This window comes from Kitasatospora setae KM-6054, assembly GCF_000269985.1.
Taxonomy (GTDB): Bacteria; Actinomycetota; Actinomycetes; order Streptomycetales; family Streptomycetaceae; genus Kitasatospora; species Kitasatospora setae.
Genome location: NC_016109.1, coordinates 2,959,522 through 2,974,634 on the forward strand (window position 1 = coordinate 2,959,522; position 15,113 = coordinate 2,974,634).

Annotated in this window: 14 protein-coding genes; 3 read left to right on the plus strand and 11 right to left on the minus strand. The window is 73.9% G+C overall.

The genetic code is table 11. The features are described 5' to 3' along the window. Positions 1 to 101 precede the first annotated feature (101 nt). Entirely contained in the window at positions 102 to 1,091 is a 990-nt protein-coding gene (gene dapD, locus KSE_RS13020; protein WP_014135777.1) for a 2,3,4,5-tetrahydropyridine-2,6-dicarboxylate N-succinyltransferase, read from the plus strand. Positions 1,092 to 1,388: 297 nt separating this feature from the next. On the opposite strand, the gene KSE_RS42795 is transcribed toward dapD, so the two are convergent. The 9 genes from KSE_RS42795 to KSE_RS13065 form a co-directional block, all read right to left on the minus strand. Next, on the minus strand, positions 1,389 to 2,291 hold the full coding sequence (locus KSE_RS42795; RefSeq protein WP_014135778.1) for a DUF6099 family protein: 903 nt from the start codon (positions 2,289 to 2,291) through the stop codon (positions 1,389 to 1,391). Between the two features lie 301 nt (positions 2,292 to 2,592). Continuing rightward, the gene (locus KSE_RS13030) at positions 2,593 to 2,949 is read right to left on the minus strand and encodes a nucleotide pyrophosphohydrolase (protein ID WP_014135779.1); all 357 of its coding nucleotides are present in this window, start codon (positions 2,947 to 2,949) and stop codon (positions 2,593 to 2,595) included. Further along, positions 2,946 to 4,322, minus strand: a complete 1,377-nt coding sequence (locus tag KSE_RS13035) for an AAA family ATPase (RefSeq protein ID WP_148283093.1) — start codon at positions 4,320 to 4,322, stop codon at positions 2,946 to 2,948. Before KSE_RS13035 ends, KSE_RS13030 begins: the two co-directional genes overlap by 4 nt. Before the next feature lie 180 nt (positions 4,323 to 4,502). Beyond that, positions 4,503 to 5,333, minus strand: a complete 831-nt coding sequence (locus KSE_RS13040) for a putative RNA methyltransferase (protein WP_014135781.1) — start codon at positions 5,331 to 5,333, stop codon at positions 4,503 to 4,505. A gap of 135 nt (positions 5,334 to 5,468) precedes the next feature. Continuing rightward, complete coding sequence (locus KSE_RS13045; protein ID WP_014135782.1) at positions 5,469 to 5,882, minus strand: hypothetical protein; 414 nt, start codon at positions 5,880 to 5,882, stop codon at positions 5,469 to 5,471. Beyond that, positions 5,879 to 6,115, minus strand: a complete 237-nt coding sequence (locus KSE_RS13050; RefSeq protein ID WP_014135783.1) for a toxin-antitoxin system HicB family antitoxin — start codon at positions 6,113 to 6,115, stop codon at positions 5,879 to 5,881. Before KSE_RS13050 ends, KSE_RS13045 begins: the two co-directional genes overlap by 4 nt. A gap of 168 nt (positions 6,116 to 6,283) precedes the next feature. After that, complete coding sequence (locus tag KSE_RS13055) at positions 6,284 to 8,137, minus strand: TerD family protein (RefSeq protein WP_014135784.1); 1,854 nt, start codon at positions 8,135 to 8,137, stop codon at positions 6,284 to 6,286. Positions 8,138 to 8,274: 137 nt separating this feature from the next. Further along, positions 8,275 to 9,588: a class I SAM-dependent RNA methyltransferase gene (locus KSE_RS13060; RefSeq protein WP_033258304.1), complete on the minus strand. Its 1,314-nt coding sequence runs from the start codon at positions 9,586 to 9,588 to the stop codon at positions 8,275 to 8,277. Positions 9,589 to 10,157: 569 nt separating this feature from the next. Further along, the gene (locus tag KSE_RS13065; RefSeq protein WP_014135786.1) at positions 10,158 to 12,251 is read right to left on the minus strand and encodes an APC family permease; all 2,094 of its coding nucleotides are present in this window, start codon (positions 12,249 to 12,251) and stop codon (positions 10,158 to 10,160) included. 244 nt (positions 12,252 to 12,495) lie between these two features. Here KSE_RS13065 and KSE_RS13070 point away from each other — a divergent pair, with 244 nt between their 5' ends. Together KSE_RS13070 and KSE_RS13075 are read left to right on the plus strand one after the other, a co-directional pair. Then, complete coding sequence (locus tag KSE_RS13070; RefSeq protein WP_014135787.1) at positions 12,496 to 13,164, plus strand: potassium channel family protein; 669 nt, start codon at positions 12,496 to 12,498, stop codon at positions 13,162 to 13,164. Beyond that, positions 13,164 to 13,820 (plus strand): potassium channel family protein, encoded by a 657-nt coding sequence (locus KSE_RS13075; protein ID WP_014135788.1) that lies wholly within the window; start codon positions 13,164 to 13,166, stop codon positions 13,818 to 13,820. The genes KSE_RS13070 and KSE_RS13075 overlap by 1 nt, the downstream gene beginning before the upstream one ends. Before the next feature lie 66 nt (positions 13,821 to 13,886). Here the strand turns inward: KSE_RS13075 and KSE_RS13080 are convergent, their stop codons facing one another. Further along, entirely contained in the window at positions 13,887 to 14,627 is a 741-nt protein-coding gene (locus tag KSE_RS13080; protein WP_014135789.1) for a DUF3159 domain-containing protein, read from the minus strand. Further along, positions 14,624 to 15,034 carry an OB-fold nucleic acid binding domain-containing protein gene (locus KSE_RS13085; protein WP_014135790.1) on the minus strand — a complete coding sequence of 137 codons (411 nt, stop codon included), beginning with the start codon at positions 15,032 to 15,034 and terminating at the stop codon, positions 14,624 to 14,626. The genes KSE_RS13080 and KSE_RS13085 overlap by 4 nt, the downstream gene beginning before the upstream one ends. Positions 15,035 to 15,113: the final 79 nt, after the last annotated feature.

Below are 15,113 nucleotides of genomic sequence, written 5' to 3' on the forward strand. Positions count from 1 at the left end.
CCGGTCGAGTATGACTCGCGGGCCGGTACGGGGCCATCAGGTTTCGTCCGCCCGGTGAGCGTGTTGGTCAGTCCTCGGCCCGATTGGTTACGGTGCGGGATGTGACTGCTGAAACCTCCACTCCCGCAAGCGGCGCGGTGGCCGCCGGCCTGGCGACCATCGCCGCCGACGGCACCGTCCTCGACACCTGGTTCCCCGCGCCCGAGCTGGCCGCCGCTCCGGGCCCGTCCGGCACCGCCCGGCTGAGCGCCGAGGAGGCCGAGCGGGCGCTCGGCCCGGGCGCCGCCGAGGCGCTCCGCACCGACGCCCGGCGCGGCGTCGAGGTGGTGGCGGTGCGCACCGTGATCTCCTCCCTGGACGAGAAGCCGCTGGACGCGCACGACGTCTACCTCCGGCTGCACCTGCTCTCCGCCCGCCTGGTGAAGCCGCACGGCCAGAACCTGGACGGCCTCTTCGGCCTGCTGGCGAACGTCGCCTGGACGTCGATCGGCCCGACCCCGGTCGCCAACGTGGAGCAGGCCCGGCTGGCGGTGCGCGCCCAGGGCGGGCAGCTCGCCCTGTACGGCATCGACAAGTTCCCCCGGATGACCGACTACGTGGCGCCGTCCGGCGTCCGGATCGCCCACGCCGACCGGGTGCGCCTGGGCGCGCACCTGGCCGAGGGCACCACGGTGATGCACGAGGGCTTCGTCAACTTCAACGCCGGCACCCTGGGCACCTCGATGGTCGAGGGCCGGATCAGCGCGGGTGTCGTCGTGGGCGACCACAGCGACATCGGCGGCGGCGCCTCGATCATGGGCACCCTGTCCGGTGGCGGCAAGCAGGTCGTCTCGGTGGGCGAGCGCTGCCTGCTGGGCGCCAACGCGGGCATCGGCATCTCGCTCGGCAACGACTGCGTGGTCGAGGCCGGCCTGTACGTCACCGCCGGCACCCGGGTCACCGCGCCGGACGGCTCGGTGGCCAAGGCGGTGGAGCTGTCCGGCCAGGACAACCTGCTGTTCCGCCGCAACTCGCAGACCGGCGCGGTCGAGGTGATCGCCCGCTCCGGTTCGTGGGGCGGTCTGAACGCGGACCTGCACTCGCACAACTGACCTCCTGTCAGGTGGTTCTCCCCGGACGGCCGGTGCCTGCTCCCCAGCAGCCCGGCCGTCCGGCTTTCCCGCTTCCGACGCTCCGACTCCACTCCCGCCCCGGCCGGGGCCTCGACGCACGCACACGCACGCACGCGTGGTCGACCGACCGGGTGCCGTAGCCGAGCGGGGGCGGGCCCCGCAAACTCGGCTCACTCCTGGGGCTGACCGGGCCCGCGGGTTGGACCTCAACGGGTGGTCCGGGGTGACCGCGCGCGGCGGGAACTCGTTGGACCGGCGGCGCCGACCCCCGGCGCCTCACACCGCACCACCGAGTTGAAGGGGCCCCCTCATGTCCGAGCCCTGGACCGAGCCGCCCGCCGCGGACACCGCGGACACCGCCGCGGGCGGCGCGCCCGCGACCTCGAAGTCGCTGCTGGAGCAGATGCAGGAGCTGCTCGCCTCGATCAACACCGACCTGGCCGGACTCGACTCCGACCTGCGCTCCTCCGCCTCCCGCGGCGGGCAGGACGCCCCGGTCGACGGATCGCCCCGCAGCTGAGCGCCGCGCGCCACCGGGACCGGCGGGCCCAGCGGGATCACGAGCCTCGGCTCCTCCCGCCGGGCCCCGCCCACCACCTCCGCTCCTCCCGGCTCCTCCGGTTCCTCCGGCCCCTCCGGTCCTTCCCGCCCGCCCCGCTCTCCCCGCTCACCGTCCGGGGCCCGCGCACCGGTCGGCCCGCGCTGCTCGCGCAGCAGCCCGGCGACCAGGTCGCGGCACTCGGAGCCGGCGTCCAGTCCGTCGATGCAGCTCCAGTACAGGCTCTCGGTGTCGGCCCCGCAGGCGAGCACCACCAGGCTCTCGTTCATCTCCCCCAGCAGCAGGGCGAGTTCGGTGAGCACCGGCTCCAGCTCGCCGAGCGTGCCGAACCGGTCGACCAGCGTCGGGCCGGTCCACTCCGGGTACACCCCGACCGGGCCGCCGGGCAGGTCGTCCAGGCCGGGTTCGGGCGGCTGGCGCAGGCAGCTCGCGGTGTGCGCGCCGGCCTCGCCGAGCAGTTGTCCGAGGGTGGCGGAGACCTCCTCGTCGTGGTCGGCGATCCGGGCTCCGACCGCCTCGGTGAGCAGCCCGGCCTGCCAGGCCTCGTGCAGGATGTCGCCGGCCGTCCGGGCCTCGGCCAGGGCGTGCCGAACGGTCTTGATCAGTCGCAGCGCGTCCATGGAGCGCTCCCCTCGTCCACCGCCGCCGTCCTTCGGCGGTCGGTCACGGGGATCAGCGTGCCGCCGGTGCCCGGCCCGCTCCCAACGAGTTCGGCGACCCTGTGGACAACCCGGCCCTGTGGACAACCGGGGTCCCCCGGGAGGGGGAATTCCGGCTGATTTCCGGCTCCCCCGGGAATCGATCCGGACAGTCCCTGCCGACCAGGCACCCCGACCGACCAGCCAGCCAGCCGACCAGCCAGCCAGCCGACCAGCCAGCAGGCCAACCAGCAGGCCAACCAGCAGGCCAACCGACCGACCGCTACGGCGCCGGGAACCTGCTCTCGTTGCGCTCGATCTTCTCCGCCAGCGCCTGCAGCGGGTCCACCTCCAGCACCGTGCAGAGCTGGAGCAGGTAGGCCAGCACGTCGGCCACCTCGTCGTGGACCCGGTGTGCCGCCTCCGCGTCCGCCATCACGCCAGCGGCCTGTTCGGGCGTCAACCACTGGAAGATCTCCAGCAGTTCGCCGGCCTCCACGGTCAGCGCCGCGACCAGGTTCTTCGGGGTGTGGTACTGCTGCCAGTCCCGGGCGGCCGCGAACTCGGCCAGCCGCCGCTGCAGTTCGGGCACCGTCAGCTCTTCGGCCGGGTTCTCGGCCCGGTTCTCGTGCTCGCTCATTCCCCCAGGTCTACCACCGCGCCGCCACCGCGCACCGTCCCGGCCGGCGGGCCCGTCGGCAGGCCCGCCGCCTCCCCGGCCGCCGTCCCCTGCGCGGGCACCCTGGCGACCGGTTCGATGCGGCGCAGCAGGCTGTGCCCGGTGGCCGGATCGCGTCGGCACTCGACCAGTTCGACGCCGTCCAGGCCGAGCGCCGCTCCGGGTTCCTGGAGCGTGGCGAGCAGCCGGATGTCGCTCTTGCCGGTGACCTCGCGGGCCACCCGCAGCAGGGCGCCGGCCTGTTCGGTGGCCAGGCCGGCGCCGAGGTCCTCGGCGAGCAGCACCAGTTGCCGGTGCGCGTCGGGCACTTCGATGGCGGGGTCGACGTCGAGGACGGCGGCGCCGGTGAGCAGGACGGCGGCGAAGGCGAGCAGCCGCAGCATGCCGTCGGAGGCCTGGTCGGCACCGGTGCGGCCGAGCACGCCCTCGTCGAAGACGGCGAGCAGCCGCCGCCGTTCGCCCTCGCCGCGCTGGGCGACGCCGAGGCCGAGCAGCGGGTGCGGGGCGGCGGCCTGGACGGCGCGCAGCAGGCGGGCCCAGCGGCGCGGGCACTCGTGTTCCAGCCGGTGCAGGACGGCGGAGACGTTGGCGGCGCTGGCGTGCAGCCGGGCCTGCGGTTCGGGCCGGACCCAGCCGCGCATCGCGGCGGGCACGGGGTGCAGCGCGAAGACCTCGCGCAGCGCGGTGAGGAGTTGTTCGGCGGCGTCCAGCACCTTGCGTTCGCCCTTGGACGCCCCGGCGACCCGCAGCGGGAGCTGGGCGGTGATCAGGCTGCCGTTGGGCAGCGGGGCGCGGATGTCGCCCTGCCGGGAGTCGTTGTGCCAGGTGGTGTTGATCCGGCCGCGGGCGAGGTCCTGTTCGCCGGTGGCCATCAGGGTCTGGCCGTCCAGGGTGAGCGACTCGCGGGCGATCCGGACGCGTTCGTCGGTGCGCACCACCACGTCGAGCCGGACCGTCCCGGCCCGGGAGCGCACGGCGCAGCCCAGGATGATCGCGTTGCGCCCGTGCGGCACGCAGCCGGCCAGTCCGCCGCGGACCGGGGCGGCGAGCGGGCCGCGGCGGCCGCCGACGCCGTCCAGCGAGGACTTGATCTCCTCGCCGTGGGCGAGCCGGGAGAGCACGCCCAGCGCGTCCAGCGCGTTGGACTTGCCCGCCCCGGACGGCCCGTACAGCACGGTCAGCGGCGACATCGGCAGGACGGCCCGCCGGTAGGACTTGAAGGAGGTCAGCCGCAGCTCCTCGACGGTGGGGCGCTTGACCTCCGGTACGGAGGTCGGCCGCACCTCGCGGGTGGCGGCTGCCAAGGGTGGGGCCACGGGGGCTTCGCTGGTCACCCGGAGCACTCTAGGTCCGCCCTGAGCTGCAGAAACGTCTCTCCGCGCGCCCTTTCACCCCTTCGAGTCCCAACCGTCGCCACCACCGTTCCCGCACGTCACCCGTACGCGCGGGAACCGCGCCGTTCACCCGTACGGGCCGGACCGGACCGCGCCGGACCGCTCGGTGGGCCCCGGCCCTCACTCGTAGGCGGTGACCAGCACCGACCCGGTGACCTCGACCGGTTCGGGCAGTTCCGCCAGCGCGGCGGCCAGCGCGGCCGGGTCGGTGTGCCAGGCGCTCGGGCCCATGCCGACCACGGCGGCGGCGTCCGTCCGCGACAGCCGCAGGGTGAACTCGACCTCGGTGCGGTCGACCGGGGTGAACCAGGGGCCGAGCTTCTGTCCGATCCGCTGCTCCTTGTCCTCGTCGACCGAGAGCAGGCCGAGCGCGCCGACCAGTTCCCGCAGGTGGCGGGCGGTCGGGGCGGCCACCAGGAGTCGGCCGCCGGGGCGCAGCACGCGGCGCATCTCGGGGCCGTTGCGCGGCGCGAAGACGTTCAGCAGCACGTCGGCGGCGGCGCCCCGGAGCGGGAGCGGGCGCCAGGCGTCGCAGACCACGGCGCCGATCCGCGGGTGGGCCTTGGCGGCGCGGCGCAGCGCGTACTTGGACAGGTCGAGGGCCGCGCCCGCCGCGCCGGGCCGGGCGTCCAGCACCCGGGCCAGGTAGTGGCCGGTGCCCGCGCCGAGGTCGGCGACCAGTCCGCTCGCCGCCGCGACCGGGGCCGCGGCCGCGGCCAGCGCCCGTTCCAGCGGGGCGTAGTGGCCGGCCGCCAGGAAGGCGTCCCGGGCGGCGACCATGTCGGCGGTGTCGGCGGTGCCGGTCTTGGCGTCGCCCGCCAGCAGGCTCACGTAGCCCTGCCGGGCCTGGTCGAAGCCGTGCCCGTTCGGGCAGCGCAGGGTGCGGGCGTCCAGCGCCAGCGGGCGGGCGCAGTGCGGGCAGACCAGGTAGGGCTCGATGTCCTGCAGCAACTCGCTCGCATCCTCGCGGAGATCGTCGGCGCCCGGGAACGGTCAGGGGCCGGGGGAACGTCGAGGGTATCCCGCGCGCGGGTGCCTCGTCGCTCTCCCGACCCCTGACGCCTGCGGCCGGCCCGGCGGGACGCCTCACTCCTCGCCGTCGTCGCCGACCTCTTCCTCCTCGGCCTCGTCGACCACCCACATCGCCAGCCGCTCCGCGACGCCGGTGATGCCGAGCTTGCCCTCCCGGATCGCCCGGGCCAGGCTGCGCACCTCGCGCGCGGTGGTCGCCACCCGGCAGCCGCTGGCCACCAGGTACGCGTAGGCCACGGCGGTGGCGAACAGCTCGTTGTTGCGCTCCAGCGCGGGCACCCGGATCAGCTGGTGCATCAGCGCCGCCGCCCGGTCCTGCGGCTCGGGGTAGACCGCGATGTCGAAGACCTCGGCCTGGTGCCTGGTGATCGCCGCGAGCAGCGACCCGTAGTCGGTGACCTGCGGGTCACCGGGCGTGTACTGCTCGGCGGTCATGAGCAGCCACGAGAGGTCGACCTCAAGTTTCAACGGCGCACGTCCTGGAGTTCGCTGGGCGAACCGAACTCGGCGAGGAACACCGCCTCGTGCTCCTTCATGAACTGCGCCGCGGCGTCCACGAAGTTGCGTCCGGCCTCGCCCATGTCCTGCTGCACCAGCCGTTCGATGTACTGGTTCATGCTGATCCCCTGCTGCTCCGCCCGCTCGCGGGCCATCTCGGCGGTGGTCGCGTCCACCCTGACGTTCAGCTGCTTCTTGGCCATACTTCAAGCTAGCGCCGAGGTGCTAGCACAACAAGGGCGCAAACCGGCCGCTCCCCCGCTCCCCCACCATGTCCGCCCGCGCCCCCGCGAAAACCGGCCGGCCGTCTCGATCCGCCAACACCTCCGACCACCGTGCGCCGCAAGCGAATCCACACCCGCGGGCCCGGCCTACTCCACCTCGACGCCGTAGCCGCGCACCAGCGGCTCCAGGCCGTGGTCGTACCCCTGGCCGACGGCGCGGAAGCGCCAGCGCGCGCCCCGGCGGTAGATCTCGGCGAGCAGCAGGGTGCGCTCGCTGGTGGCGGCGTCCAGCGCGGCCTGGGCGACCGCCGGGGCGTCGACCCCCGGCGCCAGGGTGATCTGGACCGCCCCGACGTCCCCGAAGGTCTCGGAGCCGTCGATCGCCGCGGCGATCGCGATCCGGTGGGCGGCGGGCGGCAGCGCCGCGAGGTCGATCGCGACGCGCTGCTCGGTCGGGCCGTCGCAGCGCAGCCGGACGGACCCGTCGGGGCTCTCCGGCGCGCCGTAGAAGACGAAGTCCTCGTCGCAGGAGACCTGCTCGTCCTCGTCCAGCACGAACGCGACGACGTCGATCTCGCAGGACGCCTGCTGCGCCCAGGAGGCGGCCACGTGCCACTGACCGGCGACCGGCAGGTCGATGACCCCGCCGCGCGGCAGCACTTCGGCCCCGTCCTCCGTCTCCGCCTCCGCCGTCCCCGCCCCCGCGGGCTCCGCCGGGGACGCCCCGAGCCAGCCGTCCGGGTGCACCGGGAGCCCCAGCGCGGTGACCCGGGCCATCCGGCGGTCGCGTTCGCCGCCCGCGAGCAGGACGACGTCGGTGACGCCGGCCGAGAGGTTGATCGCGGCCGCCCCGCCCAGCTCGACCACCTTGGCCCGCACCACGGACGCCTCTTCGTGCGTCCCGCCCAGGACCAGCACCCGCCGCCGCCCGAACGGCCTGGCCGCGTACGGGACGGCGGGCCGCCGCCGCACGGGCGCCTCGGCGACAGCGGCGGCCGGAGGGGCGACAACCGCGACAGCCGCGACGGGCTCGGCAGCGGCGGGCAGCGCGGGCACCGCGGCCGGCCGCCCCGCCGCCGCCTCGTGCGGCGTCCCCGGCCGCACGTCCGCCAGCAGCTTGAGGAATGTGGGTTCGTCGACGACCGTGATGCCCTCCGCGGCCGCCCGCCGGGCCTTCGCCGAGCCGGACGCGGTGTCGTTGGTGACCAGGACGCCGGTGTGCCGGCTGACCGATGACATGACGTTCAGACCGGCGGCGACGGCCCGGGCCACCAGTTCCGCCCGGGAGGCGGCGGTCTCGCCGGTGATCGCGATCTTCACGCCCTGCACCAGCGGTTCGCCGGGCGCGGGCCGCCCCGGGTTCCGGTAGGCGCACGGGGTCTTCGGCGGTTTCGGCGCGAACCGCGCGTCCTGCCGGGGCGGGCAGGCCACCAGCGGCAGCGGGACCCCGAGCCGGGCGGCCTCGGCCAGCGAGGAGCGGAAGATCCCGGCGAGGACGCGGGTGTCGTCCAGCGCGTCGTGCGCCCTGGTCTGCGGGACGCCGTAGTAGGCGGCGAGCGACGCCAGGCTGAGGCCGGCCACCGGCGGCTCCACCCGCCGGTTCAGGGCCAGCGTGCACAGGCGCCGCGCCACCGGGAGGTGGAGCCGGGCGCGGGCGAACTCGTGGGCGAGGAAGTCGTAGTCGAACTGGGCGTTGTGGGCCACCATGACGCGGCCGTCGAGCAGCGCCCCGATCCGGTCGGCCACCTGCTCGAAGGCCGGGGCGCCGCGCAGCCGCTCCGCCGTCAGGCCGTGGACGTGCACCGGCCCCGGGTCGCAGCCCGGGTCGAGCAGGGTCGTGTACTCGCCGGTCTGCGTCCCGTCGGGCGCGAAGGTCAGCACCGCGATCGAGAGCACCCGGTCGCGCCGGGCGACCAGTCCGGACGTCTCGACGTCGACCAGCGCCCAGTCGTACGCGTAGTCGGGCAGGTGGGACACGTCGGCGGGGGTCACGAGCGGCATGGAGGCAAGGATGGGCCGGGTCCGCTCGCCGCTTCAAGCGGAATGCCGTTTTGTCCTCCGCCCCGGCCCCGGGAAACGCCGCACGGGCGCGGGAACGGATCCCGCGCCCGTGCACCGGGTGCCACCTGCCGGGGGTGCTACTCGGCGGCCGGCTCCAGGATCGCCACGCACTCGAAGTGCTGGGTCATCGGGAACAGGTCGAAGGCCCGCAGCGAGACCAGGCGGTAGCCGCCCTCGCGGAAGAAGGCGAGGTCACGGGCGAGGGCGGCCGGGTCGCAGGCGACGTAGGCGATCCGGCGGGCCTCCAGGGAGCTGAGGTGGGCGACGGTCTCGCGGCCGGCGCCGGCCCGCGGCGGGTCGAGGACGATCAGGTCGGTGGAGGTGATGCCGGTGCGGGGCAGCAGGGTCTCGACCTTGTCGCACTCGATCCGGACCTGCTCCAGCGCGGCCAGGTTGTGCCGGGCGTCGAGCACGGCCTGCTTGCCGGACTCGATGCCGAGCACCGCGCCCTCCTCGCCGACCCGCTCGGCGAGCGCGCCCGCGAACAGGCCGACGCCGCAGTACAGGTCGAGCGCGCTCTCGCCCCACTGCGGGTCGAGGCCGGTCAGGACGGCGTCGACCAGGGTGTCGGGGGCCTCGGGGTGGATCTGCCAGAAGCCGCCGTTGGAGACCCGCCAGGTGCGGCCGGCGGCGCGCTCGCGGACGAAGGTGCGGCCGTGGACGCGGTGGAACAGGTCCTGGTCGTCGACCCGGGCGATGGACGTCTCGCGGTCCAGCTCGACCAGCGGCAGCTGCTCGCCGGGCCGCGGCCGCAGGATCACCTGCCGGTCCGAGGAGCCGGTCGCGGCGACCGCCTCGACCGAGGCCACGCCGGTCCAGTCACGGGACTCGATGCCGAGCTCGGTGACGCCGGGCGCGGCGATCAGGCAGCGGTCGACCGGCTGGACGTCGTGCGAGCGGTGCTTGCGCAGGCCGACCACGCCCTCCTCGTCCACCGCGTACTGCACCCGGCTGCGCCAGGCCGGGACCTCGCCGGCCGGGAGCTTGCCGCCGACCGGCTCGACCGAGCCGTCCCAGCGGGCCTCCTCGGGGGTGAGGCCGGCCAGCTTGGCGAGCTGCTCGGTGAGGACGGCGGCCTTCAGCTTGCGCTGCCCGCCGGGGCTGACGTGCTGCCAGTCGCAGCCGCCGCACCTGCCGGGGCCGGAGAACGGGCAGGGCGCCTCGATCCGGTCCTTGGCGGCCTCCAGCACCTCCACCGCGTCGGCCCGCAGGAAGCGCGAGGTGGTGGTGCCCTCGGTGACCAGCGCGACCACCCGCTCGCCGGGCAGCGCGTGCCGGACGAACAGCACCCGGCCCTCGTGCCGGGCCACGCAGTGCCCGCCGTGCGCGACCGGACCGACCTCGACCTCGTAGCGCTCGCCGACCAACGGGTCCCCGGAGGGCTGCCGCAGCACCGGCTGCGCGGGCCGCAGCGCCTTCGGCGGGCGCACCGCCCCGGGCCGGCGCCCCTGCCGGGCGGGCTGGCCCCCGTCCTTCGGGGCACCCTTCGCCGCGCCCTTCGCGGGCTTGTCCCCCTTCGCCGGAGCGGCCTTCGCGGCCTTCGCGGGCTGCACGGCCTTCACCGGCTTCTCCGGACGCTGCTCGCCCGGCACCGGCGGCAGGCTGCGGGCGGTGTTGCCCTCCCGGTCGGTGGCCTCCGGCCGGGCGCGCCGGTTGCTCCAGCGCGGGTGCGCGACCTGCCCCGGCTTGGCGCCGGACGTGCGGCCGGAGCCGCCCTGGCGACCGGAGGAGCGGGGCGGGTTGTTGCGGGTCACGGGGGTCGCTTCCTTACGGGAGACAGCGGGAGACGGCGGAGCACGAGCGGGTGGAGCACGAGCGGGTGGAACTGGTCGATCGGGTCGGGCGGGTCGGGCGGTGGAGCGCGCCGTGCGGCAAACACGGCGGCCCGCGGCGGACCGGGAAGGATCCGCCACGGGCCCTATTGAAGGCCATCCGGGAGTCGGACGCGTCGCGCGACCGCTCAGTCGCGCGGCGCGGCGTCCGCCCCGCCCGGGCCCTCGTCGCCCGAACCGGCCGAACCGGCTGAACCGGCCGAACCGGAAGCGTCGGCCGACACCGGCGGCCGCCGCCGCGGCTCGCCGCGGCGGACCGCGCCGGGCGCGGACCACGCCTTGGGCGCCTTGCGCCGCTCGGAGGACTCCAACTGCCAGGGTACGGAGGTCACCATCACTCCGGGCTTGAACAGCAGTCGTCCCTTGAGCCGCAGCGCGCTCTGGTTGTGCAGCAGGTGCTCGTACCAGTGGCCGACCACGTACTCGGGGATGTAGACCGCGACGACGTCGCGCGGGCTGGAGCGGCGCAGGTTCTTGACGTACTCCAGCACCGGCCCGGTGACCTCGCGGTACGGCGAGTCGAGGACCTTGAGCGGGACGTCGAGGCCGCGCTCCTCCCAGTCCTGGCGGAGCGCCGCGGTGTCGGCCGGGTCGACGTTGACGGTGACGGCCTCCAGGGTCTGGGCCCGGGCGAGGCGGGCGTAGGCGAGGGCGCGCAGCGCGGGCTTGTGGATCTTGGAGACCAGCACGATGGCGTGCACCCGGGTCGGCGGGGCGGCGTCGTCGGGCTCCTCGGCGGCCTTGAGCTCGGCGTTGACCCGGTCGTAGTGCCGGTGGATCGCCTTCATCATCACGAACAGCACGACCATCAGGGCGATCGCGATCCAGGCGTGGCCGATCTTGGTGGCGAGCACCACGATCAGCACGGCCATGGTCATCACCAGGCCGAAGGTGTTGATCGCCCGGCTGCGCTGCATGTGGGCGCGCTTCTTCGGGTCGGTCTCGGTGCGCAGGAGCCTGGTCCAGTGCCGGATCATGCCGGACTGGCTCATGTTGAACGCCACGAAGACGCCGACGATGTACAGCTGGATCAGCCGGTTCGGGTCGGCGCCGAACGCCACGATGAACAGGATCGCCGCGCCGGCCAGCAGCACGATGCCGTTGGAGAAGGCGAGCCGGTCGCCGCGGGTGTGCAGCTGCCGGGGCAGGTAGCGGTCCTGGGCGAGGATCGAGCCGAGCACCGGGAAGCCGTTGAACGCGGTGTTCGCGGCCAGCACCAGGATCAGGCCGGTGGTCGCCGCGATGAAGTAGAAGCCGGGCGTGAAGTTGGAGAACACCGCCTCGGAGATCTGCGCCAGCACGGTCTTCTGGTGGTAGTTCTCCGGCGCGCCGATCAGCTGCTCGGCCGGGTTCTCGGCCATCTGCGTGCCGGTCAGGTGGGCCAGGTAGATGATGCCCATGAACATCGTCACGGCGATGCTGGCCATCATCAGCAGCGTGGTGGCGGCGTTCTTGCTCTTCGGCTTCCGGAAGGCCGGCACGCCGTTGGAGATCGCCTCGACGCCGGTCAGCGCCGCACAGCCGGAGGAGAACGCCTTCAGCAGCAGGAACACCAGCGCGAACCCGGCCAGCGAGTCGTTCCCGGGCGTCGCCGCCAGGTGGTACGCGGAGCTCTCCGCGGGCAGCGAGTCGCCGAACCCGAAGTGCCGGACCAGGCCGTAGACCACCATGCCGATGACCCCGACCATGAAGGCGTACGTCGGGACGGCGAACGCCGAGCCGGACTCGCGCACGCCGCGCAGGTTCATGCCCATCAGCAGGATGACCAGGAACACCGACAGCGCCATCTCGTGCCCGCGCAGCGCGGGCACCGCCGAGACCACGTTGGCCACGCCGGAGGTGGTCGACACCGCCACGGTCAGGATGTAGTCGACCATCAGGGCACTCGCCACCACCAGGCCGGAGTTCGGCCCGTGGTTGACGGTGGCGACCTCGTAGTCGCCGCCGCCGCTCGGGTAGGCGTGCACGTTCTGCCGGTACGACGCGACCACCGCGAGCATCACGATGGCGACCACGACGCCGATCTGCCAGGAGAAGTGGATGGCCGAGGCGCCGGCCAGCGACAGCGTCAGCAGGATCTCCTCGGGCGCGTACGCGACGGAGGAGAGGGCGTCCGAGGCGAACACCGGCAGCGCGATGCGCTTGGGGAGCAGCGTCTCCCCCAGCTTGTCGCTGCGCAGCGCACGCCCGATCAGGATGCGTTTCGGTAGGTCAGCAGGCATAGGCACAGCAAGGAATCGTAAGGGCTCCCGCTGGCACTCGATGCCTCGCGGGGCCCCTTGCTCGCGACTGTGTTCGGTGGACCGGCTAGCGTGTCGACAGAAGGGTTAGCGGGCAACACCGAGTTGCCCCTCGCGTCGGATCACAGGCGCGGCCGGAGAACTGCCCCCGAAATCGGGGGCACGGAAGGACGATGAGCGATGTTTACGCAGGTCACGACCCCAACGGACCGGGTGAGGTAGTCGCGTGCACATCGTCATCATGGGCTGCGGACGGGTCGGCTCCGCCCTGGCCAGAACGCTCGAGAAACAAGGCCATTCGGTCGCGGTGATCGACCAGGACCCGACCGCCTTCCGGCGGCTCGGGGCCGGTTTCCACGGCCGCCGGGTCACCGGCGTCGGCTTCGACCAGGACACCCTGAAGGAAGCCGGCATCGAGGAGGCGGGCGCCTTCGCCGCCGTCTCCAGCGGTGACAACTCCAACATCATCGCGGCCCGGGTGGCCCGGGAGAACTTCGGCGTCGAGCACGTCGCGGCCCGGATCTACGACCCGCGCCGCGCCGAGGTCTACCAGCGCCTGGGCATCCCGACGGTCGCCACCGTCCGCTGGACGGCCGACCAGATGCTGCGCCGGCTGCTGCCGAGCGGCGCCGAGCCGGTCTGGCAGGACCCGTCGGGCGCCGTCCAGCTCGCCGAGGTCGCGTTCAACCCGGCCTGGATCGGCCACCGGCTCGCCGAGCTGGAGGAGGCCGCCGGGGTCCGGGTGGCGTTCGTCACCCGGGTCGGCGAGGGCGTGCTGCCCAACCCGCAGATGGTGGTCCAGGAGGGCGACCTGGTGCACGTGATGCTGCGCCGCAACGAACTGACCGCGGTCGAGGCGGCCTTCGCCCAGGGTCCCGAGGAGGCTGGTCACTGATGCGCGTCGCCATCGCCGGAGCAGGGGCCGTCGGCCGTTCCATCGCCGGGGAGCTGCTGGAGAACGGCCACGAGGTCCTGCTGATCGACAAGAACCCGAACTCCATCTCGGTGGAGCGGGTCCCGCTCGCCGAGTGGCTGCTCGCCGACGCCTGCGAGATCACCTCGCTGGACGAGGCGGCCCTGCAGCGCTGCCACGTGGTGATCGCCGCCACCGGTGACGACAAGGTCAACCTGGTGGTCTCGCTGCTCGCCAAGACCGAGTACGGCGTGCCGCGGGTGGTCGCCCGGGTGAACAACCCGAAGAACGAGTGGCTGTACAACGAGTCCTGGGGCGTGGACGTCGCGGTCTCCACCCCGCGCCTGATGTCGGCGCTGGTCGAGGAGGCGGTGAGCGTCGGCGACCTGGTCCGCCTGATGCGCTTCTCCCAGGGCAACGCCAACCTGGTCGAGCTGACCCTGGCCGCCGACACCGCACTGGTCGGCACCCGGGTGGGCGACGTCGCCTGGCCGGTGGACACCGCGCTGGTCACCATCATCCGGGCCGGACGGGTGCTGGTGCCGGGCGGCAGCGACACCCTGGAGGCCGGTGACGAGCTGCTGTTCGTCGCCGCCCAGGAGCGCGAGGAGGAGCTGGAGACGCTGCTGGCCGGCTGACCCGCCCGCTCCACCGCTCCACCGCTCCACCGCGAAGGGCCCCGCGCGACGCGCGGGGCCCTTCGGTCACTTCTGCGGTTCTTCCTCGTCCTCGTCCGGCTCCGCCTTGATCGGCGGCGGCGCGGTGAGCAGGATCCGCCAGGTCACGTACATCGCCAGCAGCAGCGGCGGGATGCCCAGCGCGACCTTCAGCCAGCCCAGCAGGTTGATCTGGCCGGCGGCCCACAGCGGGAACAGGATCAGCGGCTTCAGGCCCATGATCAGCACCCAGGCCCAGGTGGCCTTGGTGTAGGCGGCCAGTCGGCCCGGGTTCTGCTTGCGCCAGGTGAACATCTCGCCGGTGATCGGACCGAGCATCACGCCGATCATCGGCCAGCGCACCAGCGCGGAGACCGCCAGCGCCACGCAGTAGCCGACGTTCCAGAGCAGGCCGGGCAGGTAGAAGTCCTCGGCCTTGCCGGTCTTCATCGAGATCCAGGCGCCGATCGCCACGCCGAACACGCCGGAGAAGGCGTGCTGGATGGTCTCCCGGCGGGCCAGCCGGAGCACCACGAAGACCCCGCACAGCGCCAGCGCCGACCAGGCGGCCACCGGCACCTTGTGGGTGATGTTGAACGCGATGATGTACACCAGGCCGGGCAGCGTCATGTCGACCATGCCGCGCACGCCGCCGAAGGCCTTCAGCACCGTCTCGGCGGCCTCCTTGGAGGCGTCCCGCTCCGGCTCGGCCGGCTCGTACACGCCGGGGGCGGGCCGCTCGTCGTCCTGCGGGCCGTGCGCACCCACCCTGATCGCCTCGTTGCTCACGCGGTCTCGCTCCCGTGTCCCACCGGACGCAGCTCGTAGCGGGGGTTGAAGAGCACGCGGCGCCCGCGTGCGTGGCCGATCCGGCCGCTGGCGATCAGGCGGCGGCCCGGCTCGATGCCGACGATCGAGCGCCGGCCGAGCCAGACCACGTCCAGTGCCTCGGTGCCGTCGAACAGCTCGGCCTCCAGCGCGGGCACCCCCGCACGCGGGCGGAGCGTGACGGTGCGCAGCGTGCCCGCGACGGTGACGATCTCGCGGTCGCCGCAGGCGGCGATCGGGGTGCAGCCCGCCTCCGCGGTGTCCTGCCGCAGCTCCTCGGCCTCCAGCTCCTCCGAGGAGGAGGTCAGCCGGTTCAGCATGCGGCGGAAACGGCCTTGCGGCTGGTCGCCGACGTTGTCACCACTCATGCCGGAAGGGTACCGGTTCGACGGCGCCGGACGGCAGGGCGCGAGGTGGGCCGGGTCACGCTCCGGCCCGCCGCGCGGG